Source organism: Enterococcus sp. AZ188 (assembly GCF_050544075.1).
In the GTDB taxonomy this organism is placed as follows: Bacteria; Bacillota; Bacilli; order Lactobacillales; family Enterococcaceae; genus Enterococcus_D; species Enterococcus_D entomosocium.
Genome location: NZ_CP172943.1, coordinates 2,182,391 through 2,204,966, shown reverse-complemented (window position 1 = coordinate 2,204,966; position 22,576 = coordinate 2,182,391). Strand labels below are relative to the sequence as shown.

Below are 22,576 nucleotides of genomic sequence, written 5' to 3'. Positions count from 1 at the left end.
TGATAACCATGATGGATTATACTTATGATAGATGAGAATAGAATGAAAAAACACCAATTAAATTATTATTTTTTAAGGCTGTTTTTTTGATGACCCTCGGTTTCTCATAAAAAAAAGTGAAGGAAGAGATGAAAATGAACAAAAAGGTACGAATGTTAGGTTTGGTCGGAATGGGTTTAGGAATGGCGCCCACTGCGGCAGCTGCAGCAGAAGCGAATCCAACGGCTTCAATGACGAGTCAAGCAACACTAACGATCGAACAAGGAATCTTGTCACTGGATCAGGTGACCAATTTTAACTTCGGTACAAGCAGTATCCAAGATATCGCTACCGATGAACAAGTAATTCAAACAACGTCGGATGAAGTGACATCGATCACGGATTACCGTGGACCAAATCAAGCTGGCTGGCAGTTGACTGCGCAATTATCGAAAATGACGAATGCCAGCGATAACGAGCTAGCAAATGCCAAAGTCACTTTAAATGGTTCAACGGCTTCGGGCGATGCAACGCTAGTATCGGGCACCGAATTGATGTTAGGGGCAACAGAACCTACATTGATCGCTTCTGCTAATGGGACGACCGGCTTAGCAACCAATGACTTTAACTTTTCCAATGCTTCATTAACCGTACCAAAACAAAATGTGAACAGCGGCACTTATAGTGGAACGATCACTTGGACATTATCAAACACCTATCAAGCAGAATAGCAAGGAAAGGGCGACAATGAAAAAACAAATCAAGTGCTTCGTACTCATTAGTTTCTTTATCAGTTTGTGTTGCTTTACGAAAGTCACCGGTCATGCACAGACCACACGGTTCACTGTAACCCCAGAACTTCCCCAAAATCAAGTCAGTGACGTCAGTTATTTCGACTTACTGGTAAATCATGAGACCGAACAGAATTTGACCGTTGCCCTTCATAATACAAGTTCAGAGCCGTTGACCATTAAAGCAGCAGCACTAAATAGTTATACGGCCTCTACTGGGATCATCGCGTACCAAGCAGAACAGACCGCCGAAGAGAACCAAGGAATCTCGTTTAGTCAATTGATTGAAAATCCGAGACAGACGATCCAGCTTGACCCTGGAGAAAGTCGTCAGGTCCATTTTACCCTTTCAATGAAGGCAAAAGAATTTGCAGGAGAAATACTTGGTGTGTTTGACTTTGAAGAAGAACCGGCGGAAACAACTGAAAGTCAGCAAACAAATCTGCAAGCCAACTATAAAATTCAACAAGGGGTCCGCTTGCGTCAGAATGTAGCAACCATGCCTGACCCCCAGTTGTCTTTGGTCAATTCTGAGGCGGTGGAAAGATATGGTTCTACAGCTCTCAAAAGTAGGATCCGCAATGATCAGCCCACAGCCTTTGGCAACATCACTGTCAAAACAGTGATACGTGAGCAAGATAGCGGCAACAAGGTCGGTGGGTTTTCTGCAGAGAATTTTCAAATAGCTCCGAATTCGGTTTTGGAGCTGTTTAGTGCCTTTGATCAGAACATTCTCGAACCGGGGACCTATCTATTACGGATTGAGTTGAATGCGCCTAAAGGAACATGGGTGTTTGAGGATTCGGTGGTGGTTGATCGCAAGCAAGCCAACCTTATCAACCGTCAGACAACGTTAGGTGCAGCGTATCTTCAAAAACAGTACTGGCTCTATGCAGGAGGGCTACTTCTCTTCCTGTTTGTCCTACTTCTCTTGTTCATTTTATATAGGAGACGTAAAAAAGCAGAAGCAGATGTTAGGCTGTCAGTGCAAGAAGAATCAGAATGAAGAAAGCGGAGGACAGTGATGAAAAAGTTTGGCATTATCCGATGGGGCTATGTGTTCTTTTTTAGCATTTTGCTGCTATGTGGGAAACAAGAAATCGTCCATGCTGCGGTATCTGCGCCAGATTTTCCTACGTTAGCGATTGACCATTCTCTGATCACTCCTGTGGGACAAGCGGGGTCGCCACAAGGGGAACCGGGCGTTAATTATGTTCAGATTAATGATGGAGCTACTACCAACTCCAGTGGTGGTGTCTGGTTCAATAAGCCGGTTTCTTTTACTCGCTCTTTTCGGTTAGAAATGGCATTTTGTATCGATAATACAGCAACGGACAGCGATGGGCTCGCTTTTGTGATGCAAAGCAATGGCTTAAATGCGCTGGCAGAACAAGCAGGACCGACGATTGGCGTCTGGTCAAATACAGGAGGAACGACTCCTTTAAATACGGGGGCAATCCCGCAAAGTTTTGCGATTGAATTCGATACGTTCTATAATAATGCCGGTTTGACTGGGGACGGTATGATGGATCGCGATGTTCCTTCCGGCCATCATATCGCATGGAATTTTCCCGGCTCAAATGACGCATATACCACCGATGGCTGGCTGATTATCGATAAAGTCTTAAATCATCGTGATACGGTATCAGTGAGTGATATTTCCGATGGGGTGTGGCATAGTTTTACAGTAGTTTTTGATCAGCCAACGCAAACGTTGCGTTACACCGTACCAGATTTCGGTGTTGATGTGACGGTACCTGTTGATGACACCTTCAAATCAAATTTGAACCTGACTAATAGTGCACCGGTCTATTTTGGTTTTACTGGTGCAAACGGGGGCTATGTTCAAGAAAAAGCAGTGGCGTTTGTCGATGTTGAAGGATTAGTAGAACTTGAGATGCGAACCGGTGTTTTTGAAAAAGACCCAGTCAAACTATTGTTGGATACTGGTACGACACTTTCCCAGCCAGCCACTGTCGACAATAGCAAAACCATTACTTATGCGACCTATCTCTCCTATAAAAGCACCAGTGATCTAGCTGACTTGGAATCGGGAATCTTGCTCTCATCGCTTTTTCCAGAAGGACTATCATTAGTTCCCGAGGCGGTTTATTTTGGAAAAGCCAGTGAAATCATGGTTAATGGCATGCCGGAAGGCGGAACTGCCTTACCTTTTGTCATTGAAAATGGGCAATTGGTTGCGACACTGCCTGACATGGTCAAAGGGAATGAATACATCGTTCACTTTTCCGTCAATTACACAGAAGCGCCGCTCAATCAGAATTTAGATATAGCCATCCCTGTCCAAACTGTTTTTAATGGAAATGCTTTTGTTTCCAGTATGACGTCAGGTGATCCAGAAATTCATTATTATCAAATGACTGGAATCTTTCCACCAACGCTTACAACAGGTTCGGCGTCATTGGCAGAAGCAAAAGCAGACCTGCAGATCGTGCGGCAAAAGCGCAATTCCTATATACCGATCACGATTGATGACCAAAACTCGACCCAAGCCAAAATATATGTCACGGAGTTCTTTACGGAGGATGTGACAATCACCGAAACCGATTTCTCTGAAGCAGCGTTGGTTGAACGGGGAACATTGTCGGAGCCGCTAACGGATACATTGGTGTTAGACACCGAAGAACTAGAACCAGGCACAACCTATTATCTGGCTTCCTATGTGATCGATACAGAAGGCAATCGATCGGCGACACGTTATTATGGCATTGACTTTCGAGGGATCGTGGTATTTGAGCGTGCGCCTGCTTCAATCAACGCAGCGGCAGTGACCTTGAATGAACTCGCACGATCCATCAGAGACGATGGCTTTGCTTATTTAACGATTTCTTTTGATCAAGAAGCTCTTTTGTCTGTCAGCAATACCAGCGAAGGGACCTGGCAGTTAAGTGGACAGATAAAGGATTTTATGCAAGAGCAGCAACTATTGGCAGAGGAAATTCAGTTGGTACTCTATGATCCGGTGACCAATCAGCTGGTGGCTTCTGTCACTTCTGAAGAGCAAGTGATTTTCCAGCAGGAGCCAACAGGAGCAACGGACTTAACCTTGGATCTTCAGGAATATGATTGCTACTTTCGCTTTGTCCCCAAGTTAGATTTGATTTTACCAGGTACCTATACAGGCACAGTCGACTGGCTGTTGGAGAGTACAATCATTAATGAATAGCAAAAAAAAACGCCTAGAAGGCGTTTTTTTCGTCTAAAAGTTTAAGTCGGTCCCTTTAACTTTGGCGACTTTTCGCAATTTTTAAAACTAATGATAGGCCTGCTAAAGCAAAACTGCCGTATTTAACGAATTTTTCCAAGGATTCTAAGGTTTGCTGTTTTTTGTGTTTGCAGTCTGGACAGTTTTTTTCATGGGCATTCATTTTTTTTCCACATTTACAATGACTCTTCATCTGTGATCCACTCCTCGTTTCGTTTTATTTTGATGACTTTCTATAATTTAATTATACATGTTGTATAAGGTTCTGTCTGAAATTATGCTGTGTAAGACGTTTGTTAAAATGAGAAAAAACCTACGTTTATTGGGGGAGGCGTAGAAGTGTGTAATTGCGAGGATATTGGCAGTTACAGAGCCCGATGGGTAGGAATCGCTATAGATAAAAAAGGAAGGAAATCTGACAATTTTCTCATTTTCGATAGGTGCTGAATCGCTTTGCTTATCAGTTTAGCAAAATTTTGCTATTGTGGAGTAAGATTAGGGGACAAGAAAAGACGCTTCTCTTTTTTTTCTATATTCTATCCTTAATCTGAGAACGAAAATCACCGATAGTATGCTATATATAAGAACAAGGAGCCATCCTTGACAATGTCGAATATGGCATTTGAATGAAAGGATTGATGAAATAAGTGATTTCTTCAATAATTTATACCGATACAAAGGCTTATTTAGATAAAGTGCTAGACCAAGCACTGTTGGATCTACTAAAATCTGATTATCCTAAAGTCTATGAACACGTGCAAAACTTGATTGTTGCTATGGAACAAACGATCCAACAAATTGACAGCACAAATTTTTGGCGGTTGATGCCGGAAATTTTAGGCTATGATTCTCGCTTTGTTTTGTTGAACTCGCTGCAATTGTCAGAAGACAAACTGTTGACGGAAATCGAGATTATTCAGATGATCGAACGTGATTTTCCGAATTTGAATAAAGAATTTTGTGGCTATTCCTTAAAAGAACAAGAGCATGAGAGTTTGATCTTCAGTGTTCAATAAACACTTCTCGTAGGAATATCAAGTAGAGTAAGAAAACGACTAGCTGATCTAGTCGTTTTTTTTTATCAAGAAAAAGAATAATTAAACATGTTATTTATCATTAAAATAAAAATTATTTTGAAATTATGAGTAAAATAGATTATTATTGGTATATAATCCTTTTAGTGAAAGAAAAAACAATCGAAAAAAGGAAGAGGAAAGCCAGCTGACTGAAATAGCTGCGATTGTTTTAATTTAGAAAATAAGAACCAGCCTCATCGGCATGGAAAGGAGCAATTATGGATTACTTGAGTTTTTCAAAAAAAGAGTGGGAAGTCTTAGTTTGTTTTTGGGCTGTGGATGAACCTCTGTGCTGTACAGAATTTAGTGAACGTTTCGGCTTAAACCGTAACACATCACTGTCCGTGATTCGCAAGTTAGTAAACAAAGGAGTTCTGGAGATTGCAAGTATCAAAATGAGCGGATCAGTCTTGGCTCGTCGCTTTCAGCCAGCTGTAAGTGAATTGGAGATATTACAGACAGGCCTAACCGATGACCAGATTTTTGAATTAGTGAAAATCGCCATCAGAAAAATCGAAGATCCTGAACAATTAACCCAGTTGCTAAATGTGATTGGTGAATTGAAAACTAAAGCTTCTTAAAGAATACTCGTTTGCATGATAAAAAAATGATCCGCTGTGAAAACAGCGGATCATTTTTCTTGTTCTTGAAATCTTTGTACCATTTTTGTCGTCAATTGATGGAGCACGGACAGTTCTTCCGGTTCAAGAGGCAAGAATTCGGTCACTTTGTAGGGGATCTCTAACGCTTGTTCATGAAGCGCTTTGCCTGAGTCAGTCAATGTGACCCGCAAAGAACGTTCATCGTCTTGATTTCGATTTCTTGCTAGGTAGCCTTTTGCTTCAAGCTTTTTTAAAACCGGTGTCAGTGTGCCAGAGTCGAGACATAATTGCTTCCCCAATGCTTTGACACTGATCGCTTCATCTTCCCATAACACCAACATCACTAAATATTGGGTATAGGTCAAATTCAACGGGTCCAGTAAGTCTTTGTACTGTTTGATAATTTCTTTTGAAGCGGCGTATAGAGGAAAACACAATTGGTTTTCTAACGCTAAGACATTCATGTTTTCACCCCTTTTTCTAATATCCGCCTCTTATCATAGCTGTTTTTTCAACGAAAGTCTACTCGCTAACGGCTTTGACAGTCACTTCAATGTTGCCAGCTGTGGCTTTTGAATAAGGACATACGGTATGAGCGATCTCAAGCAATTCTTGTGTTTCTTCTGTTGACAATCCTTCGATTTGACCTTCGATCTCAACACCCAAGACAAAACTGGATTCGCTTTCTGCGTATAAGGTCACTTGCGCGCTCACCGTAGAAGCACCATCGATTCCTTTGCTGCTTTTCACCAATTCAAGGGCACTGTTGAAGCAAGCACTAAAACCAGCTGCAAAAAGTTGTTCTGGATTGGTAGCATTTTCGACACGTTTGCCAGGTGCAGTGATGTTTAGCTCAAATGAATGATCGGGACTGTGTACTTCTCCTGAACGGCCACCAGTGTTGATCATTTTAGTCGAATACATTTTTTTCATCATTTCTTCACTCCTGATTTTTATATTTTGTACAATTAAATTGTATGCAATTTAATTGAAAAATGCAAGGAATTGGTTTTCGTTCTATGTTTTTTTTCTAAAAAAAACCGGAATCAGCATAAGTTTACTGTTCTCTTGGGTGAAACGTGCTATCATAGTTAGTAACACTTGTAATAGATTAACAAATGAGTTTGAAGCTTCAAATTTACTGCATGAAGGCAAAGAGGGTGAAAATCATCGTAGATTATATGGAAAAACGAGCGGTAGGGCGCTATTTTCGATCGTTGACGGATCATTATTCAGGCTATATACGGCTTTATGGCACCTATACAGAATATCGGGTGATTGCAGGGATTCCTGCTGAAAATGTCATGTTAGAGATTATCGGGGTTGAAAACGGTGTCTTATTGACCCGTGTAAACAATACATTATTTGAAAATGGAAGAGGGTTTTTACAATGATCATTATCCAAATTATTTTAGTTATTTTAGTATTAGTGATTCTGATTTGGCTGATTGCAAGCACTGCTGTGATCGTTCGTCAAGGGGAAGTCAAAGTTGTCGAAAGTTTTGGGAAGTACGTTCGAACGTTGGAACCAGGGCTTCATTTTCTTGTTCCGATTTTGTATACAGTTAGAGAAAGAGTGTCCTTGAAACAGATTCCTTTGGAGATCGAACCCCAAAGTGCAATCACAAAAGATAATGTAATCGTTCAAATTGATGAAGCAATCAAATACCATGTCACAGATGTGCGTGCCTTTGTCTACGAAAATGAAAACTCCGTTGTTTCAATGATCCAAGATGCCCAATCTAACTTGCGGGGAATCATCGGGAAAATGGATTTAAATGAAGTTTTAAATGGGACTGAAGAAATCAACGTAGCATTGTTTACTTCAATCAAAGATATCACGGCAGGCTATGGGTTAGCGATCGACCGAATCAACATTGGGGAAATCAAAGTTTCGCAAGAAATCATTGAATCAATGAACAAATTGATCACTGCCTCTAGAGACAAAGAATCGATGATCACAAGAGCCCAAGGTGAGAAATCTTCTTCAGTCTTGAGTGCAGAAGCCAAAGCTTCTCAAATGACGATCGACGCCGAAGCCCGAGCGGAACAAACTCAAATCGATGCCGAGGCGCGGGCAAAGCGTGTACGGATTGATGCCGAGGCGGAAGCAGAACGAATCGCGAAAATCACTGAAGCTGAACGCAAACGGATTTTAGCCATCAATGAAGCAATCAAAGAAAGCCAGCTCGACGAGCGCTCACTATCATATCTAGGGATCGAAGCCTTCAGAGATGTGGTGAATAGCAATACCAATACGGTCATTCTGCCATCAAATATGACGGAACTGGGAAATATTCCAGTCGTCAAACAACTTTGGGAAAATGCACCATCTAAATCGGCTGAATAAGTTAAGCACAACAATTGAAAAAGGTTCCCATACTCCGAAAAGAAAGAGGAGTATGGGAACCTTTTTTACTTCGTTTTTTCCGCCGATTGATTATCGACGATCAAGAGGGCCATCATGACATACCCGATCCAACTATCCCGAGAGTATAAAATGTAGCGAGGGGACCAAGAAGCGGCATATTTCTGTTTGTATTCGCGTAACCCTTCAAAAGAATAGAAACGAGAACCAAAGGTGTAAACGAGATAGGCGATCCGCTCTTGCAAGAAACTGCTGCGGAAAGTACCAACGTTGGCTAATGGTGCCATGCCTAAATCAAATTGTTGGTAGCCTTGTTCTTTAAAATAGTCGAATAGCTGAATAAACAAGAAATCCATCGTTCCATTCGGCGCTTTTTCAGGATCGTGGCGCATCAAATCAATGGATGCTAGGCCTGTTTGATAGGTGGGCATAAAGGAAGCGAATGCGACGATCTCCTGTTGCTGATTTCGGACGACAGCAATTGGTGCGGTGCTTAGATAGGATTCTGAAAAGAACCCAAGGGAGAACCCTTTTTCTTTCCGTCCATCTAGCCAGTTGTCAGAAATTTCCTTAAGCGTTGCAAATGTTTCGGCTGAAAAGGGTGGGGTGAGCACATCAAAAGTAAAGCCTTCTTTAGTAATCTTATTGTTCAATGCTCGCTGTCCCTTCATTTTCTTTCCTGAGAGGGTGAAGCTAGGTAGATCCACATAAGCTTTCTCACCGAATTTGATAAAGTCATACCCAAATTCATGCAGCAGCATCACCATTTCTTCACTACTTTCATAAAAGACCGGCAGATAATTCCATTGATCCATTTCTGTTAAGAAAGTTTCCAGTGCCTGTGGAAAGTCTGCTTGCTTCCCAGAAGGATCCCCCATGACTAAACATTTGTTATTAAAGGTCGTAAATTGAAAAAAGACCGTCGGCTCGCCAATTTCTGGATACACGTATACTTTCTTGTCTTTTAGATACACCAGATGGCTGTCGCTATTGCCACCGTAAGTATTTAAAACATGTTTCACTTTATCAGTGGCAGCACTGACGCCTAATTGGTGTTTTGGTCCCATCAAGTACCGGGCAAACAGCAGCATCGCAATGGCGACGAATAAAATCGCAACGAACCCTTGCAGCCATAATTTTTCAGAAGGGAAAAGCAAAAAATCCATCGAATGGTGATGCGTTGGATGTCGATTGATATGAGGCATATTGTAGACCCCGATAATGACATAGAGGATCGTCAACGAACCAATTAACAAACCATCGATCGTCAGCCATTCCCACGAGAAGACGAGTTGTTTACGGAACAACTCGCTTTTTGAAAAAATCATGATTGCTAATAATAATAGAAGAAACAGCATGGTCGAAAAACGGAAGCCCGCAAAAATAGCATAACCGATTGTTGCTGCAATCAACAAAAGCGTCGGCACGTACGCGCGACTGACACGGGCAGATATCCCTCGACCGGCAATTAAAAAGAGGTAACCGAGAAAAATACTCGGGTACTGCATCACAAAATTCAAGCGAATCGGATTGAGGTGGGCTAACCATTTGATTTGATCAAAGGCTTCTGGAATCGTGGCGGAGAGCACCAACATCGTTCCCGTCAAATAAAGCAGCAACACTTCGATCTTGTGGAACACTTCCAACAACAAGCTTTTTGGAATACCAGAAAAGCGCTGGTTGAGGGAGACGCCGACATTTTTTGAGAAAAAAAGCAAACCGATCAAAAAGGGAATGATGTAATAAAACAGGCGGAAAAGCAACAGCCAAGCAATGACACTTTCACGGGGAATCTGCAGTGAGCCCATTCCCATGATCATCATTACATCAAAGGTTCCAAGTTCTCCGGGAATCATCGAAACGATCCCAATCACGGAGGCAGCGATGAAAAGTGGCAACAATTGAAACACATCCACCGAGATGCCCATCAAGAGACCAGTCGTAAAGAAGGCTGCAAAAACACCTAGCCATTCTAATAAGGAAGCGGCGATCAACTGCAGACGATCACGCCGTTGCAGTCCACCTAAGTAAGCATTTTTTTTGGAAAAACTAAGGGCATAGACAACTGGAAAATAAAGACTACCGCCTAAAAGCCAGATCCAATACTGTTGCAGATAATCTGTCGTTGGACCAAATAAGACGAAGGCTAGTGCAGCAAGGGATAAAATCGAAAGACCAGACATCAGGTAAATAAAAATCTTCGAAATTGCTTGGGCAACTTCTTTGCCTTTTTTTCCTTTGCCGTAAAATTCCGAGCGTAATCCGATGCTGATGAAGCCGCCGAAGCCGATTAAGTTGTTCATAGTGTTGATGATCCAGCTGGTTTCCAGCAAATAACGGCGATCAGGTTTGTCCCCTAATAGGCGGTTCAAGACAATGTCATATAAGACCATTGGCAAGACACATAATAACCCAATGACAGCCATTAATGCCACTCGCCAAAGTGCCAGTTGCGCAAACAACTCTTTTAATTGATCAATGGAGATCGTCTTGCTTAATGAAAGCAGTTCGCCCAACACGATCACGGCTACTGCAATCAAGAAGAGTGTTTTAAACAGTGAGCGGTGGTCGCGGAGCCAAGTAAAGATTCTCATAGTTATTCACCGACCTTTTCTAAAAAAGATAATACTTTCGTGTTAAATACCTCTGGATTCTTTCGTGCAAAACTATGTCCTTGTCCTTTGACGACGATAAAATTGGACTGAGGGATACTGTTTGCAATATAAAAAGAATGGGAAAGCTTGATCGAATCACGTTTGCCGACCAAAATCAATGTCGGCACACTGAGGTGATTCAAATCGGCTGTAGATAAACCGATTGGACGAAACAACAATCCCAAAATAGGGAGAAAGCCCCGCATTCCTTTTGAGAATGGGGAACAAAGCCAAACGATCAGATATTGCAAGACACTCCCCATTCGAGAAAAGAGTCTAACTCCCCGTGGCTCAGTATTGCCCGAGTTTAAAATCATACAACTAACATACTCAGGGTAAAGATGACAAAAGACCATTGCTAGATTAGCCCCATCACTAAATCCTAATAGGGCGATTTTAGACAAATTTTCTTGCTGAATGATTGCTAAAAGATCCGTTGCCATTTTAAAAAAATCGATCTTTTTCTGTGTGTTAGTGGACTTGCCATGCCCACGGCTATCGATTAAGTACAATTGATGTTTTTGTCGCAATGCGTCGACCTGCTTTGAGAAATAGGCACTGCTACCGCCATTTCCGTGCAATAAAAAAAGAGGGCATCCTGAACCGGTTTTTTCGTAATAGAGGACAGACCCATCCGGTAAGGGTGCGTAACATTTTTCAACTTTCATTTTTTCACCTACTTTCTAAGAGTATACCTTGAAGTCAGTAGCTATCACAAACATATCACTAGATAAAATGAGAAAAAATAACATTCTACTCATTTTTTCTTTAGCAGATATTTAGGAAAAGGCTTTTTTCTTTACAATGTAAATAAAAATAATCGGCTAAGTTAATTAATTTGTTTTCAGAAAATTCTTTACAAACACGTATTCGTTGACTATAATCGAACTAACTAATTGAGAATGATTTTCATTTATGAAAGAGAGGCTAGCCAATGACCACTATAGCAGATGTTCTGATTATCGGAGGAGGGCCCACGGGGCTTTATGCGAGTTTTTATGCTGGATTACGTGATCTATCGGTCGTATTGTTTGAAGCACAAGCCGAATTAGGCGGGAAGATCAATTTTTATCCTGAAAAAATGGTCTGGGATGTGGGTGCATTGCCGCCAACCAAGGGGAAGAAAGTCAAAGAACACTTGATTGAACAGGCTAAGTTGTTTGATCCAACGATCTATCTGAAAACGAAAATCATCGAATTGACCAAGGAAGACGATCTTTTTTATGCAGTGGATGACCAAGGGAGGACCCATGTTGGACGCACCGTTTTAGTTTGTATTGGCGGCGGTGTCGTTTCTCCGCAAAAATTGCCTTGTTTCATCCATAATAATGTCGACAACTATATCCACTATCAGTTTCCTGACCAGCAAGCGATCCAAGGCAAACATCTTGTGATCTCTGGCGGCGGGGATGCAGCAGTTGATTATGCGATTGAAGCGGCGTCTTATGGGGCAAAAGTTTCGCTTTGTTATCGGGGCGAGAAATTGAAGGCCCATGAAGCACAAGTAAAGAAGATGAAAGCAGAAGGGATTCAAGTGCTGATGAATCACACGATTGACGGGGTGAATCAAGCCGAAACCTTCAATATGGTTCTAAGATTAAAAAACAGTGCTAACCAAGAAACGATCGATTTTTTATGCGATCATTTGTTGATCCAACATGGCTATGACCGGGACAGTGCCTTGTTAGATAAAGTTTCCTTTGATCTCGCGCGTCATGAAGATTTTTATTTGAACTGTGAGATTCCAACAAAAACCAGCCATCCCGGTGTGTTTGCAGCTGGTGACATCCATTACTTCAAAGGCAAAGTGAATCTTTTGGCAGGCGCCTTTCAAGATGCTGCGCAAGCAGTCAACCAAATCAAACACTATTTAGAGCCGACCAGTGTCCCACAGGCGATGGTTTCTTCCCATAATGAGAAATTCAGTGAAAGAAATCGACAGCTGCTGGTGAACGAGTAGCAGCGATTCTTTGTGAAAGAAAAAAAGCAAAAAACAGGATTCCCTTGGGAGTCCTGTTTTTTTGGTAACCTCAGAACAGAAATTCGTTTCACTAGAAGTGAATGTTTGCCACTCCTAAAAAATAAAATCTCTCAAATAAATGATGCAATTGATGAAAATTTCAGCTATTATTTTCAAGTTGACTAATTGGAGGGGATGACATGAATCAAACAAGATATGCAGAATTAAAACAAGCAGAAAGAGGCGCTATCTTAAGTATCGTTGCCTACATTTTTGTTTCCATCGCCAAACTAGTTATTGGTCGTTTGGCAAACTCTGAAGGATTATGGGCGGATGGATTAAACAATGCGACGGATATCGTAGCGTCTATCGCTGTTTTGATCGGTTTGCGTTTGGCTCAAAAGCCAGCAGATGAAGACCATAAATATGGTCATTGGAAAGCAGAAAATGTGGCGAGTCTCGTAACATCCTTGATTATGCTGGCGGTCGGTCTGCAGGTTTTATGGTCCTCCATTCAAACGATTCTACTCGGTGAAACGCAAAGTCCCGATATGATTGCGGCAGTCGTCGGTATCATTTCAGCTATTTTGATGTATGGTATGTATTACTACAATAAGCGATTATCCGCTCGCGTAAAAAGCTCCGCTTTGCTAGCAGCTGCTAAAGACAACCGCAGCGATGCGTGGACGAGTATTGGAACGGCGATCGCTATTTTTGCCGCCTCATTTGGTATCGGTTGGTTAGACAGTTTGACTGCGATCGTGGTAGCTCTTTTGATTATCAAAACCGCCGTTGATATTTTTCGCGAGAGTGCCTTTTCACTTTCTGATGGGTTTGATGAATCGTTAGTCGTGGAGTATGAAGCGGCAATCGCTGGTTTTTCTGAAGTGAAATCTGTTAAATCGATTCGAGGAAGAATGTATGGCGCCAATGTTTTTCTTGATGTCGTCGTGACGATGGACAAATCTTTGACGGTTGAAAAGAGTCATAACGTGGCAGATGCTATTGAAGATCTCTTAGCTGATCGTTTTCAGGTGTTTGATACTGACATCCACATTGAGCCAGCTACCGAATAAATTTTCTGGAAAAACCTTGGTAGGACAAGGATGTAAACCACCCGTTTCCTGTTTGTAAACTGAAAAGTTCTTACGGAACCTGCTCATTCATGGCAAACTAGAGGTAACAAAGGAAGAAAGTAGGGAGCCCTATGAATAATAAGCAGGTAGTAGAAAATGAATTAGTTATTTCTTTAGATAAAATGGATGAAACAGAAATGATGGCAATTTGCCAACAATATATTGCGGCTATCGATGATAGCCAAGTCCTCTTCGCTTTACTGAAAAAAGTTCAAGCCTCTAAAGCAGCAGTAAGCAAATAAAAAAAACCGGCATCTTATGCATTGATGTTCCCCACAGCGAAAGCGAAAGGAGCATTGATCAACAGGAAAAGATGCTGGTTTTTTTTGATTTGTCCAAGTCTTTTTAAAAACTTTTAAAGGACGTTTAATAGTGCGGTTAATCCATAGACGAGCAAAGAGGCTATTCCTAAAGGAATAATGCGTCGAAATATAATCTCTTTCAAGCGCTTGCCTGCTTGTCGTTCTTTTTCATAGTTAGGATCATGAGCGTGTGCTTTAAATTGCTAAGGAAAACGAGAAAAGATCAAGCCATTGGTCATCGATAAAACCCATCCAATCAACACCATGAAGAAAGAAACAAAAATGATTGCCAGTAAAAGTAGTTGTAAGAGTTGCATCGTGTTGCTACCTCCTTTTCGTCACCTTTTTTTCACTTCTAGTTTACCATCTTTTGAAACTTTTAGGGATCTTTATTCAACGTGCCCTTTCTTTTTTTGGTTCTTCCCTTATAATAGAGATATTTATAAGCGAGTTTCTGTTTCGCACAGCAACAGAGAGAAGGGATTCTTATGGCAATTACACAAAAAATCATTCAATCACCAGAAGACTTCCAAACGTTGGATCGTTTGATCAAAGAAATCTGGCCAGAAGTGTTTACACCAATCATTGGTTCGGATCAAGTCGCGTATATGCTGGCTCATTATCAATCACCAGCAGCGATTCAAAACGAAGTCCAGCAAGGAGCCGTCTATCTTTTACTAATGGAAGGTGACCAAGCAGTGGGGTATACAGCGTATGAAGAAACGCCGCAGCAGATTTATTTAAGTAAATTGTATCTCCACCTATCCACAAGAGGCAAAGGCTATGCCAGCCAAGTCTTTGATTGGTATGAGGAAATCGCCTCAGGCAAAACGTTGCATTTAAACGTCAACAAACAAAATCAGCAGGCGATCGCTGTTTATGAACATCGCGGCTTTGAACGCGTTTCTGAACGCACCGTTACGATTGGTTCGGGATTTGTTATGGATGATTTTATTTATGAGAAGAAGATTGCTGGAGACGAAGGGGCGTAACAAGGAGAAAACGAATGGAACTCACTGCCAAGAATAAGTCGTTCAGTAAGAAAGAATGGCAACTATTTCAATACGTTTTAAATCAGCAAGCAGAAGTCTGTTCGATGTCTATTCGTGAACTGGCTGATACAACAAAAACTAGCTCAACGACTGTTCTGCGGTTTTGTCGAAAATTTGATTGCGAAGGTTTTTCAGAATTTAAAATCAAATTGAAAAAGACGTTACAGAAACAAGGAAAGACTAATCGATTATTCAAACAAGATAAAAAAGCCCTGCACTATTTTTTTGAACGTATGGATGAATCCTTCTATCGAGAAGCATTATTAACGATCGCCAAAAGAATAAGTAAAGCAAAACTTTTGATCTTAGCCAGTGATAGGGAATCGACACTTGCTTTGAGCTATGCCCAACAAAAGTTTGCACGTTTAGATAAGATCGTGAGCGTAGAGGAAGAAGCAACATCGATTAAATCCGTTTGGCGAACCTTAAGTAGCGAAACCACGTTGCTAGTCTTTTCTAATAAAGGCGCCGATCCATTCCTTGAATCTTTGATCACTGAATGTAGCCTCGCTGGAATTTCAACCATTTCACTGACAAATCGTTCAACAACGTCAATTGCTAAACTATCTGAGCGAAATTTTGCTTATTATTATTCCGATAATCAAGAAGCTGATTCATTGTCCTCACAAATTCCAGCCATTTATTTGGTGGAACTTTTATTTGATTTAGTTACTGATTGTGAAGGCCGCTGAATAATTAAAACTACCTACGCCTATCAGAGAAGTTCTTCTGATAGGCGTATTCTTTTGGCAATTTTTTCAATTAAATAGATTGCTGGTAGCTGAGAAGTCAGTTCAATGGTTTTCTCTTTTTTTTGACTAGCTTTAAAAATGGTCTCTCTTTCAATGTAATAGGGCACCGTTAAGTCGGATAACTGGCTGATGGTTGAATCTTCCGTATTCGTGATGGCAATTATCTGACAATCTTTTTGATTTAACTTTTGTAAGTATCGAATCATTTCTTGTGTTTCCCCAGAAATCGACAAAACAATGATACCGGTTTTGCACAATATGTCTTCTGGAAACCAGTCGATAGGATAATTTGAGGGATCGTCAACTTTTAATGCCGTTTTTCCCAAGTCAGTAAAATAGAGTGCGCCATATTCCGCAATCGTTTCAGATAAGCCTGATCCAATAAATAGAACGAAGCTTTTGTTCTTAAGAATCTCTGTTGCTCGATTGATTCTCTCAGATAAAAAGGGCTGGTTTACTCGCTTTAAGAAATCAATTGTTTGAGATTCATCACTATCGGATATTTTGGATTTTACGAGAGAATCTAAGTAAAAGCGCAAATTGATCTTAAATTCGGTAAACGTATCACATTCAAATTTCTTGCAAAAGCGGCTAATACTAGCAGTACTGGTATGGGTCTCTTTGGCAAGTTCTTTCATCTTCATTTTAGACACTGAAGCCAAGTTTTTTGATACAAATCGGTAAACCTCGTATTCTAGTGCAGTAAGTTCAGGATTGTAGTCAAGAAAAAGCATGATGCACCTCCGTAGCAAAGTGTTTTTTTTGTGGAACAAATGACAAGGGATGAAAACGTTCTCTATTTTGGATTATAACATTATATTGATTTTACTTCATGCTATACTTTCGTTGTTCAACGATGTAAGCGGATGCTTCGCTTAGTAAAAAAGGAATTGTAGGAGGGCGACATGGAGTATAATTTTTCAAAGAATTTTTTCTGGGGTGCAGCAACGAGTGCGACACAATCAGAAGGAACGATAGCTGGAGACAAGAAAGGAGAAAACATTTGGGATTATGCATCAAAAAACTATAACCATCGGTTTTTTGAAGGAGTTACAACAGAACATACATCAAGGTTTTATCAGGAAATGGAAGCGGATCTGGATCGAATGGCGGCACTTTCTTTTAATTCTTTTCGGACTTCGATCTCTTGGTCACGTCTTATTCCCGAAGGTACAGGGGAAGTCAATCCAGAAGCAGTTGACTTTTATACCAGAATGCTTGATGGATTAAATCAAAGAGGCATCAAACCGTTTATCAATCTTTATCACTTTGACATGCCAATGAAATTACAAGAAATCGGCGGATTTGAAAATCGTGAGGTCATCGAAGCGTATCGGGCGTATGCGAAAATTTGTTTTGATTTATTTCATGAGAAAGTTGCGTACTGGTTTACCTTTAATGAGCCGATGATTCCAGCAGAAGCCGGCTATTTGCATGACCGGCACTATCCTTATGTAGTTGATTTTAAACGAGCGGCACAAGTACTTCACCATATCATCCTTGCTCACTGTGAGGCAGTTAAGGTCTTTCGACAAGGAACTTATCAAGGAAAAATCGGTATCATCATGGATGTGATCCCAGTTTACCCAAGAAGCCAGCATCCTGCCGACTTAAAGGCAGCGGAAATGGCAGACCTCTTCTATACTCGCTCCCTTAATGAAGCGATATTAAAAGGTCGTTACCCTCAAGAGTTAAAGGCTATTTTAACGTGCTACGACCAAATGCCACGAGTGGAAGAACAGGATCTTGCCTTGATTGCTGAAACAACGATTGATCTGTTAGGGATCAATTATTACCGTCCACGGCGAGTGAAAGCCAAAGAATCATTGCCTAATCCCGAGGGAGTTTTTTCGCCAGAATGGTTTTACGATGATTACGAGATGCCCGGCAGAAGGATGAATACTTCAAGGGGGATTGAGATTTATCCTCATGGCTTGTATGATATCGCCAAAAAAATCCAGTTAGAATACGGGAATATTGATTGGTTTGTTTCAGAAAATGGTATCGGGATTCAGGGAGAAGAAACATTTATCGAAGGGGGGCAAGTACAAGACAACTATCGGATTGCTTTTTTAAAAGAGCATTTAATTGAGCTTCACCAAGCAATGACGGAGGGGAGTAACTGTCTGGGGTATCACATGTGGACATTTGTGGACTGTTGGAGTTGGCAAAATGCGTTCAAAAATCGCTATGGCTTTTATCGCTTAGATTTAGAAACAGGAGAAAAAACGGTGAAAAAGTCTGGTCTATGGTTTAAAGAAGTGATTCAAAGAAATGGTTTTTCAAACGAATTTTAGGAGGTTTTTATAATGAAAGTTTTAGACTCGGTTGCAATGAAGTTATTACCGATTGCCAATGCTATTGGACAGCAGCGGCACTTGCAGGCAATTCGAAATGGGTTGATTTCTATTTTGCCGCTCACGATCGTTGGCTCTTTTTTCACCATTATTTTAAATTTGCCGATTCCTGGTTATACCGAATGGGTCGCTCCTTATTTACCGGCACTTGACATTCCTTTTCGATTTACGGTGGGGCTAATGTCTCTCTATGCCTCATTTACGATCGGCTCCAACTTAGGTGCTAGTTACAAACTCGATCGGATAACAAGTGGGTTTTTATCCATGTTAGCGACGATTTTAATGGTCGTTCCAATCAATTTGGCGGAAGGCATCAGCACGACAGGAGATGCCGTACTTGCAGGAAGGTATTTACCCATTGCTTCACTTGGATCACAAGGATTATTCGGTGCGATCATTGCGGCGCTAGTTTCAGTAGAGATTTATCATTTTACGAAAGCAAAAAACTTGGAAATCAAGATGCCAGAAGGCGTACCGCCTGTTGTAGGCGAATCCTTTGCGGCACTCCTACCAACCTTGCTGGTTATCTTAGTCTTTTGGATTCCGCGCCACTTTTTCGGCTTCGATTTAAATGGATTACTGACGATCGCCATCTCTCCTTTAAAAGGTTTCTTAACAGGCAATAATTTGGTTGGCGGAATCATCACACAATTTGTTATCTGCGTTTTCTGGGTATTGGGTATTCATGGCCATGCCGTTTTAGGACCCATCATTCGTCCATTTTGGGATCAAGCAATTTTAGAAAATGCGGAATTATTCCAAAACGGTATGTCTGCCTTTGATCTACCAAATCTTTTTACCGAACAATTTTATCAATGGTATGCGCAAATGGGTGGTACTGGATCAACGCTTGCATTGGTTGTTTTGTTTATGTTCTCTCGTTCAAACTATTTAAAACAATTGGGTCGTCTTTCCATTTTACCAGGGATTTTTAATATTAATGAACCGATGATCTTTGGGACGCCAATTGTGATGAATCCACTGTTGGCAATTCCGTTTATTCTTGTGCCAATCGCTAATACTATCTTAGTCTATATCGTTACCGCTTTAGATTGGATGCCTAAGATGATGGTCAAACCACCATTTTCGATTCCCGCACCTCTTGGCGCATTGATTACCTCAAATTGGAATTGGGTTGCTTGTTTGATGGTCTTCGTCTGTTTCTTCGTTTCGTTAGCGATTTATTATCCATTCTTCAAAGCATTTGAGAAACTTCAAGTGGCGCAAGAGCTAGAAACAGTTAAAGAAGGTGAGTAGAATGGTTCTAGTAGTGAGTTGTTTGCTCTTGATTTTTCTGACCCATCTTCTTTTAGAAAAAAATAATGCTAGAATCACGCTGGCTTTTTGGAAACTATTACTTGTTTCCTTACTTTTCTTACTCAGTTTGTTTTTCCTGTTGATCCGCACTCCTTTGGCGCCAGTTTTCATTTTGTTACTTATCATCAATTGTACCGTCATCCAAAATCGATTTATGTATCAGTATCGACCGAAAGGACAACGATAGGACGCTTGATGGTTACTGTAAGAAATGTTATTGCGAAAAGATTATTCTATCTACTGTTTAAAAAACTATTTACGAACCTTGATCCTCTGTGCTATTATCCTTGTATAAACATTATAATGTTATAAACTAAGGAGGCAATTATGAAAGGGTTTGTAGAATTTATTGAACAGAAATTGATGCCGATTGCAAATAAAGTGGGGATGCAACGGCACATGGTAGCGATTCGAAAGGGGATCATCGCTACTTTACCATTAACGATCGTTGGGTCGTTCTTTACGATTTTGCTGAATTTCCCCATTGAATCGGTCGCTGCGGTGATCGAACCGTATCGGGAAGTTTTGGATATTCCATTTCGTTATACAGTCGGATTATTGGCATTATATGCAACGTATGGGATTGCTTCATCGCTAGCCAAAAGCTACAAGCTGGATTCATTGACTGCGGGTATTTTAGCAACGATGTCCTTTCTTGTAACCGCTGCACCACCGTTGCGAGTCTTTGATTCTGTGGAAGGTATCATTGATGCCGGACGTTATATCAATGTGGCCAACCTAGGCTCCGGCTCTTTGTTTGGCGCGATCGTTACGGCAATCTTGTCCGTTGAAATCTATCGTTTCTTTATCGAAAAAAACATCACCATCAAAATGCCAGATGGTGTGCCGCCAGAAGTGACGAATTCATTCATGGCGTTGATTCCCGGTGGAGCGATCCTGATTTTATTCTGGGTGATCCGTCATATGCTTGGTTTTGATATCAATGGCTTTTTAAGTAATTTGTTGATGCCGTTAAAAGACGTGCTAGCGGGTAACAGCTTGTTTGGTGGTTTATTGACTGTCTTCTTGATCTGTTTCTTCTGGGTACTGGGGATTCATGGACCAGCCATCATGGGTCCTGTCATTCGTCCATTTTGGGATATTTCCATTGCTGAAAATATGGAAGCCTTCCAAGCATCTGGCAATGCGCATGAATTGCCTAATATTTTTACAGAACAATTTTTACAATGGTTCGTATGGATCGGTGGAGCCGGTACGACCTTAGCGTTGGTCGTTTTGTTCTTCTTCTCCAAATCAAAATACTTGAAACAATTGGGCCGTTTGTCCATCTTGCCAGGCCTATTCAATATCAATGAACCAGTGATTTTCGGTGCACCGATCGTAATGAACCCAATCTTAGGTATTCCTTTCTTGGTGGCACCGTTGATTACGACAACGATTTCTTACTTCGCTACCATTACCGGTGTTGTACCGATGATGGCTGCCAGACTTGGGTTTGCCATTCCAGCACCAATCGCCGCCTGGATGAGTACGGACTGGAGTATCGCAGCAGCGATTTTAGTGATCGTCAACTTCTTTATCACACTCGCAATCTATTACCCATTCTTTAAAGTCTTTGAGAAACAGCAGATTGCTCGAGAGCAAGAAGAAGAAACAGCCGCTTAAGCAAAACAAAAAAGAGTGAGGTGCAAACATGGGGATTTATGCCATTTGTTTATTTTTTGGTTGTCAAATTTGGTTAACAAAATCAGCACAAGGGAAAAAAATTCAAGAAGTGCCGTTTTGGCGGATGCTTTTGTTCGGGATTCTTGGCGTTGCTGCAGCGATCCTACTGAGCCGTCAGTTTCCGTGGGGACCATTTTTGACGATGACGGCGACGATTGTTTGCAGTTCGCTTTTACTGACACGTTTTACTGCTTTTTATGAAGAAATGAGGATGAGATAAGTTGAAAAGAAAACTAGGAGTATCGGTGTATCCCGATCACAGTGATTTTGAAACAGATAAAGCCTATCTGCAATTAGCCCATGATTATGGCTTTAGCCGCATTTTTATGAGTATGTTGGAAGTGAGTGACGGCAAAGAAAACGTGCAGAAAAAATTTAAAGCGTTGATTGATTTTGCCAAAGGATTAGGCTATGAAACGATTTTAGACGTGGCACCAGCCATCTTTTCTGAACTAGGCATCTCCTATGATGATTTGACCTTTTTCCATGAACTAGGTGCCGATGGAATTCGTTTAGATTTAGGTTTTGACGGCAACAAAGAAGCGATGTTGACCTATAATCCCTTTGGTTTAGCTGTTGAATTGAATATGAGCAATGATGTGGCGTATTTAGACAATATTTTGACCTATCAAGCCAACATTCCTTACTTATACGGCTGCCACAATTTCTATCCGCAAGAAGGGACTGCCTTACCCTATGATTTCTTTGAAAAATGCAGTCGTCGTTTCAAGGAAAAAGGCATTCGAACCGCCGCATTTATCTCTTCTCAAACGGGAACGATCGGACCTTGGGATATCAATGATGGCTTACCGACCTTAGAAATGCACCGAAGAATGCCTGTAGAAACTGCCGCAAAGCATTTGTTTGCCACAGGCTTGATTGATGATGTCATTATCGGCAATGCTTATGCTTCGGAAGCAGAATTGGCGGCACTAGGAGCGATTGATCGCTACCAGACCGCATTTGCGATTGAATTTGTGCCTGAAATCAATGAAGTTGAACGCCAAATCGCCCTGGACGAGCAGCATTACCGTCGAGGCGACATCACCGATCGGATGATCCGTTCCACAGAAGTTCGTAAAAAGTATAAGAACCATGACAATCCTGCTCATGACCACGAAGGAGTCTTTCAACGAGGGGATGTTGTGATCGGCAATGATCGTTTTGGCAAGTACAAAAACGAGCTGCAAGTAGTGCTAGAGCCTCACTCAGACCCACGAAAAAATAAAATCGGTTCGATCGTCGAACAAGAGTTAGTTCTGCTGCCCTTTATCCATCCTTGGTCGAAATTCACTTTCACAGAGAGGAAGGTGTAACG

The 22,576-nt window shown here is 41.2% G+C and carries 23 protein-coding genes; 17 read left to right on the top strand and 6 right to left on the bottom strand.

Translation table 11 applies throughout. From position 1 onward, the window contains the following. The first annotated feature begins 134 nt into the window (after window positions 1–134). From IGI86_RS10375 to IGI86_RS10365, 3 genes are read left to right on the top strand one after another with little or no spacing between them, the layout of a single operon-like run. Window positions 135–710: a WxL domain-containing protein gene (locus tag IGI86_RS10375; protein WP_430617248.1), complete on the top strand. Its 576-nt coding sequence runs from the start codon at window positions 135–137 to the stop codon at window positions 708–710. Between the two features lie 16 nt (window positions 711–726). Next, window positions 727–1,776: a DUF916 and DUF3324 domain-containing protein gene (locus IGI86_RS10370; RefSeq protein ID WP_086373084.1), complete on the top strand. Its 1,050-nt coding sequence runs from the start codon at window positions 727–729 to the stop codon at window positions 1,774–1,776. A gap of 18 nt (window positions 1,777–1,794) precedes the next feature. Further along, window positions 1,795–3,957: a lectin-like domain-containing protein gene (locus IGI86_RS10365; RefSeq protein ID WP_061054298.1), complete on the top strand. Its 2,163-nt coding sequence runs from the start codon at window positions 1,795–1,797 to the stop codon at window positions 3,955–3,957. A gap of 55 nt (window positions 3,958–4,012) precedes the next feature. On the opposite strand, the gene IGI86_RS10360 is transcribed toward IGI86_RS10365, so the two are convergent. After that, on the bottom strand, window positions 4,013–4,189 hold the full coding sequence (locus IGI86_RS10360) for an acetyl-CoA carboxylase (RefSeq protein ID WP_086373083.1): 177 nt from the start codon (window positions 4,187–4,189) through the stop codon (window positions 4,013–4,015). A gap of 454 nt (window positions 4,190–4,643) precedes the next feature. Here IGI86_RS10360 and IGI86_RS10355 point away from each other — a divergent pair, with 454 nt between their 5' ends. Next, window positions 4,644–5,012, top strand: a complete 369-nt coding sequence (locus IGI86_RS10355) for a DUF7006 family protein (RefSeq protein WP_005235188.1) — start codon at window positions 4,644–4,646, stop codon at window positions 5,010–5,012. Window positions 5,013–5,290: 278 nt separating this feature from the next. Next, on the top strand, window positions 5,291–5,653 hold the full coding sequence (locus IGI86_RS10350; RefSeq protein WP_008378626.1) for a hypothetical protein: 363 nt from the start codon (window positions 5,291–5,293) through the stop codon (window positions 5,651–5,653). A 50-nt stretch (window positions 5,654–5,703) separates the two neighbouring features. Here the strand turns inward: IGI86_RS10350 and IGI86_RS10345 are convergent, their stop codons facing one another. Next, complete coding sequence (locus IGI86_RS10345; protein WP_061054296.1) at window positions 5,704–6,138, bottom strand: MarR family winged helix-turn-helix transcriptional regulator; 435 nt, start codon at window positions 6,136–6,138, stop codon at window positions 5,704–5,706. A 58-nt stretch (window positions 6,139–6,196) separates the two neighbouring features. Further along, complete coding sequence (locus IGI86_RS10340) at window positions 6,197–6,607, bottom strand: organic hydroperoxide resistance protein (RefSeq protein ID WP_034872372.1); 411 nt, start codon at window positions 6,605–6,607, stop codon at window positions 6,197–6,199. A 185-nt stretch (window positions 6,608–6,792) separates the two neighbouring features. On the opposite strand from IGI86_RS10340, the gene IGI86_RS10335 reads away from it, so the two are divergent. Beyond that, window positions 6,793–7,068: a hypothetical protein gene (locus tag IGI86_RS10335; protein WP_016620494.1), complete on the top strand. Its 276-nt coding sequence runs from the start codon at window positions 6,793–6,795 to the stop codon at window positions 7,066–7,068. Then, the gene (locus IGI86_RS10330) at window positions 7,065–8,024 is read left to right on the top strand and encodes an SPFH domain-containing protein (protein WP_005235198.1); all 960 of its coding nucleotides are present in this window, start codon (window positions 7,065–7,067) and stop codon (window positions 8,022–8,024) included. The genes IGI86_RS10335 and IGI86_RS10330 overlap by 4 nt, the downstream gene beginning before the upstream one ends. 65 nt (window positions 8,025–8,089) lie before the next feature. On the opposite strand, the gene mprF is transcribed toward IGI86_RS10330, so the two are convergent. Together mprF and IGI86_RS10320 are read right to left on the bottom strand one after the other, a co-directional pair. Beyond that, complete coding sequence (gene mprF / locus IGI86_RS10325; RefSeq protein WP_005235200.1) at window positions 8,090–10,636, bottom strand: bifunctional lysylphosphatidylglycerol flippase/synthetase MprF; 2,547 nt, start codon at window positions 10,634–10,636, stop codon at window positions 8,090–8,092. 2 nt (window positions 10,637–10,638) lie between these two features. Next, window positions 10,639–11,364: an alpha/beta fold hydrolase gene (locus IGI86_RS10320; RefSeq protein WP_005235202.1), complete on the bottom strand. Its 726-nt coding sequence runs from the start codon at window positions 11,362–11,364 to the stop codon at window positions 10,639–10,641. A 266-nt stretch (window positions 11,365–11,630) separates the two neighbouring features. On the opposite strand from IGI86_RS10320, the gene IGI86_RS10315 reads away from it, so the two are divergent. From IGI86_RS10315 to IGI86_RS10295, 5 genes are all read left to right on the top strand, one after another. After that, the gene (locus IGI86_RS10315; protein ID WP_005235204.1) at window positions 11,631–12,656 is read left to right on the top strand and encodes an NAD(P)/FAD-dependent oxidoreductase; all 1,026 of its coding nucleotides are present in this window, start codon (window positions 11,631–11,633) and stop codon (window positions 12,654–12,656) included. A gap of 200 nt (window positions 12,657–12,856) precedes the next feature. Further along, window positions 12,857–13,732 carry a cation diffusion facilitator family transporter gene (locus tag IGI86_RS10310; RefSeq protein ID WP_005235206.1) on the top strand — a complete coding sequence of 292 codons (876 nt, stop codon included), beginning with the start codon at window positions 12,857–12,859 and terminating at the stop codon, window positions 13,730–13,732. A 131-nt stretch (window positions 13,733–13,863) separates the two neighbouring features. After that, window positions 13,864–14,034 (top strand): hypothetical protein, encoded by a 171-nt coding sequence (locus IGI86_RS10305; protein ID WP_005235207.1) that lies wholly within the window; start codon window positions 13,864–13,866, stop codon window positions 14,032–14,034. Window positions 14,035–14,582: 548 nt separating this feature from the next. After that, window positions 14,583–15,086 carry a GNAT family N-acetyltransferase gene (locus tag IGI86_RS10300; RefSeq protein ID WP_005235209.1) on the top strand — a complete coding sequence of 168 codons (504 nt, stop codon included), beginning with the start codon at window positions 14,583–14,585 and terminating at the stop codon, window positions 15,084–15,086. A gap of 14 nt (window positions 15,087–15,100) precedes the next feature. After that, window positions 15,101–15,838 carry a MurR/RpiR family transcriptional regulator gene (locus IGI86_RS10295; protein WP_194188324.1) on the top strand — a complete coding sequence of 246 codons (738 nt, stop codon included), beginning with the start codon at window positions 15,101–15,103 and terminating at the stop codon, window positions 15,836–15,838. Between the two features lie 23 nt (window positions 15,839–15,861). On the opposite strand, the gene IGI86_RS10290 is transcribed toward IGI86_RS10295, so the two are convergent. Continuing rightward, complete coding sequence (locus IGI86_RS10290; protein ID WP_086299339.1) at window positions 15,862–16,632, bottom strand: MurR/RpiR family transcriptional regulator; 771 nt, start codon at window positions 16,630–16,632, stop codon at window positions 15,862–15,864. Between the two features lie 171 nt (window positions 16,633–16,803). Here IGI86_RS10290 and IGI86_RS10285 point away from each other — a divergent pair, with 171 nt between their 5' ends. From IGI86_RS10285 to IGI86_RS10265, 5 genes are all read left to right on the top strand, one after another. Next, window positions 16,804–18,195 carry a glycoside hydrolase family 1 protein gene (locus tag IGI86_RS10285; protein WP_194188323.1) on the top strand — a complete coding sequence of 464 codons (1,392 nt, stop codon included), beginning with the start codon at window positions 16,804–16,806 and terminating at the stop codon, window positions 18,193–18,195. A gap of 12 nt (window positions 18,196–18,207) precedes the next feature. Continuing rightward, a complete protein-coding gene (locus tag IGI86_RS10280) occupies window positions 18,208–19,512 on the top strand; it encodes a PTS transporter subunit EIIC (protein ID WP_194188322.1) in 1,305 nt (434 codons plus the stop codon). A gap of 387 nt (window positions 19,513–19,899) precedes the next feature. Next, window positions 19,900–21,198: a PTS sugar transporter subunit IIC gene (locus IGI86_RS10275; protein WP_194188321.1), complete on the top strand. Its 1,299-nt coding sequence runs from the start codon at window positions 19,900–19,902 to the stop codon at window positions 21,196–21,198. Window positions 21,199–21,226: 28 nt separating this feature from the next. Next, window positions 21,227–21,478, top strand: coding sequence for a hypothetical protein (locus IGI86_RS10270; protein WP_005235223.1), 252 nt, complete (start codon window positions 21,227–21,229; stop codon window positions 21,476–21,478). A 1-nt stretch (window position 21,479) separates the two neighbouring features. Further along, complete coding sequence (locus IGI86_RS10265) at window positions 21,480–22,574, top strand: DUF871 domain-containing protein (RefSeq protein WP_061054292.1); 1,095 nt, start codon at window positions 21,480–21,482, stop codon at window positions 22,572–22,574. Window positions 22,575–22,576: the final 2 nt, after the last annotated feature.

Bases quoted from the DNA above. Each gene is read 5' to 3' on its own strand.
- IGI86_RS10375 (WP_430617248.1), top strand. From the start codon at position 135: ATGAACAAAAAGGTACGAATGTTAGGTTTGGTCGGAATGGGTTTAGGA.
- IGI86_RS10370 (WP_086373084.1), top strand. From the start codon at position 727: ATGAAAAAACAAATCAAGTGCTTCGTACTCATTAGTTTCTTTATCAGT.
- IGI86_RS10365 (WP_061054298.1), top strand. From the start codon at position 1,795: ATGAAAAAGTTTGGCATTATCCGATGGGGCTATGTGTTCTTTTTTAGC.
- IGI86_RS10360 (WP_086373083.1), bottom strand. From the start codon at position 4,189: ATGAAGAGTCATTGTAAATGTGGAAAAAAAATGAATGCCCATGAAAAA.
- IGI86_RS10350 (WP_008378626.1), top strand. From the start codon at position 5,291: ATGGATTACTTGAGTTTTTCAAAAAAAGAGTGGGAAGTCTTAGTTTGT.
- IGI86_RS10345 (WP_061054296.1), bottom strand. From the start codon at position 6,138: ATGAATGTCTTAGCGTTAGAAAACCAATTGTGTTTTCCTCTATACGCC.
- IGI86_RS10340 (WP_034872372.1), bottom strand. From the start codon at position 6,607: ATGAAAAAAATGTATTCGACTAAAATGATCAACACTGGTGGCCGTTCA.
- IGI86_RS10335 (WP_016620494.1), top strand. From the start codon at position 6,793: ATGAGTTTGAAGCTTCAAATTTACTGCATGAAGGCAAAGAGGGTGAAA.
- IGI86_RS10330 (WP_005235198.1), top strand. From the start codon at position 7,065: ATGATCATTATCCAAATTATTTTAGTTATTTTAGTATTAGTGATTCTG.
- mprF (WP_005235200.1), bottom strand. From the start codon at position 10,636: ATGAGAATCTTTACTTGGCTCCGCGACCACCGCTCACTGTTTAAAACA.
- IGI86_RS10320 (WP_005235202.1), bottom strand. From the start codon at position 11,364: ATGAAAGTTGAAAAATGTTACGCACCCTTACCGGATGGGTCTGTCCTC.
- IGI86_RS10315 (WP_005235204.1), top strand. From the start codon at position 11,631: ATGACCACTATAGCAGATGTTCTGATTATCGGAGGAGGGCCCACGGGG.
- IGI86_RS10310 (WP_005235206.1), top strand. From the start codon at position 12,857: ATGAATCAAACAAGATATGCAGAATTAAAACAAGCAGAAAGAGGCGCT.
- IGI86_RS10305 (WP_005235207.1), top strand. From the start codon at position 13,864: ATGAATAATAAGCAGGTAGTAGAAAATGAATTAGTTATTTCTTTAGAT.
- IGI86_RS10300 (WP_005235209.1), top strand. From the start codon at position 14,583: ATGGCAATTACACAAAAAATCATTCAATCACCAGAAGACTTCCAAACG.
- IGI86_RS10295 (WP_194188324.1), top strand. From the start codon at position 15,101: ATGGAACTCACTGCCAAGAATAAGTCGTTCAGTAAGAAAGAATGGCAA.
- IGI86_RS10290 (WP_086299339.1), bottom strand. From the start codon at position 16,632: ATGCTTTTTCTTGACTACAATCCTGAACTTACTGCACTAGAATACGAG.
- IGI86_RS10285 (WP_194188323.1), top strand. From the start codon at position 16,804: ATGGAGTATAATTTTTCAAAGAATTTTTTCTGGGGTGCAGCAACGAGT.
- IGI86_RS10280 (WP_194188322.1), top strand. From the start codon at position 18,208: ATGAAAGTTTTAGACTCGGTTGCAATGAAGTTATTACCGATTGCCAAT.
- IGI86_RS10275 (WP_194188321.1), top strand. From the start codon at position 19,900: ATGAAAGGGTTTGTAGAATTTATTGAACAGAAATTGATGCCGATTGCA.
- IGI86_RS10270 (WP_005235223.1), top strand. From the start codon at position 21,227: ATGGGGATTTATGCCATTTGTTTATTTTTTGGTTGTCAAATTTGGTTA.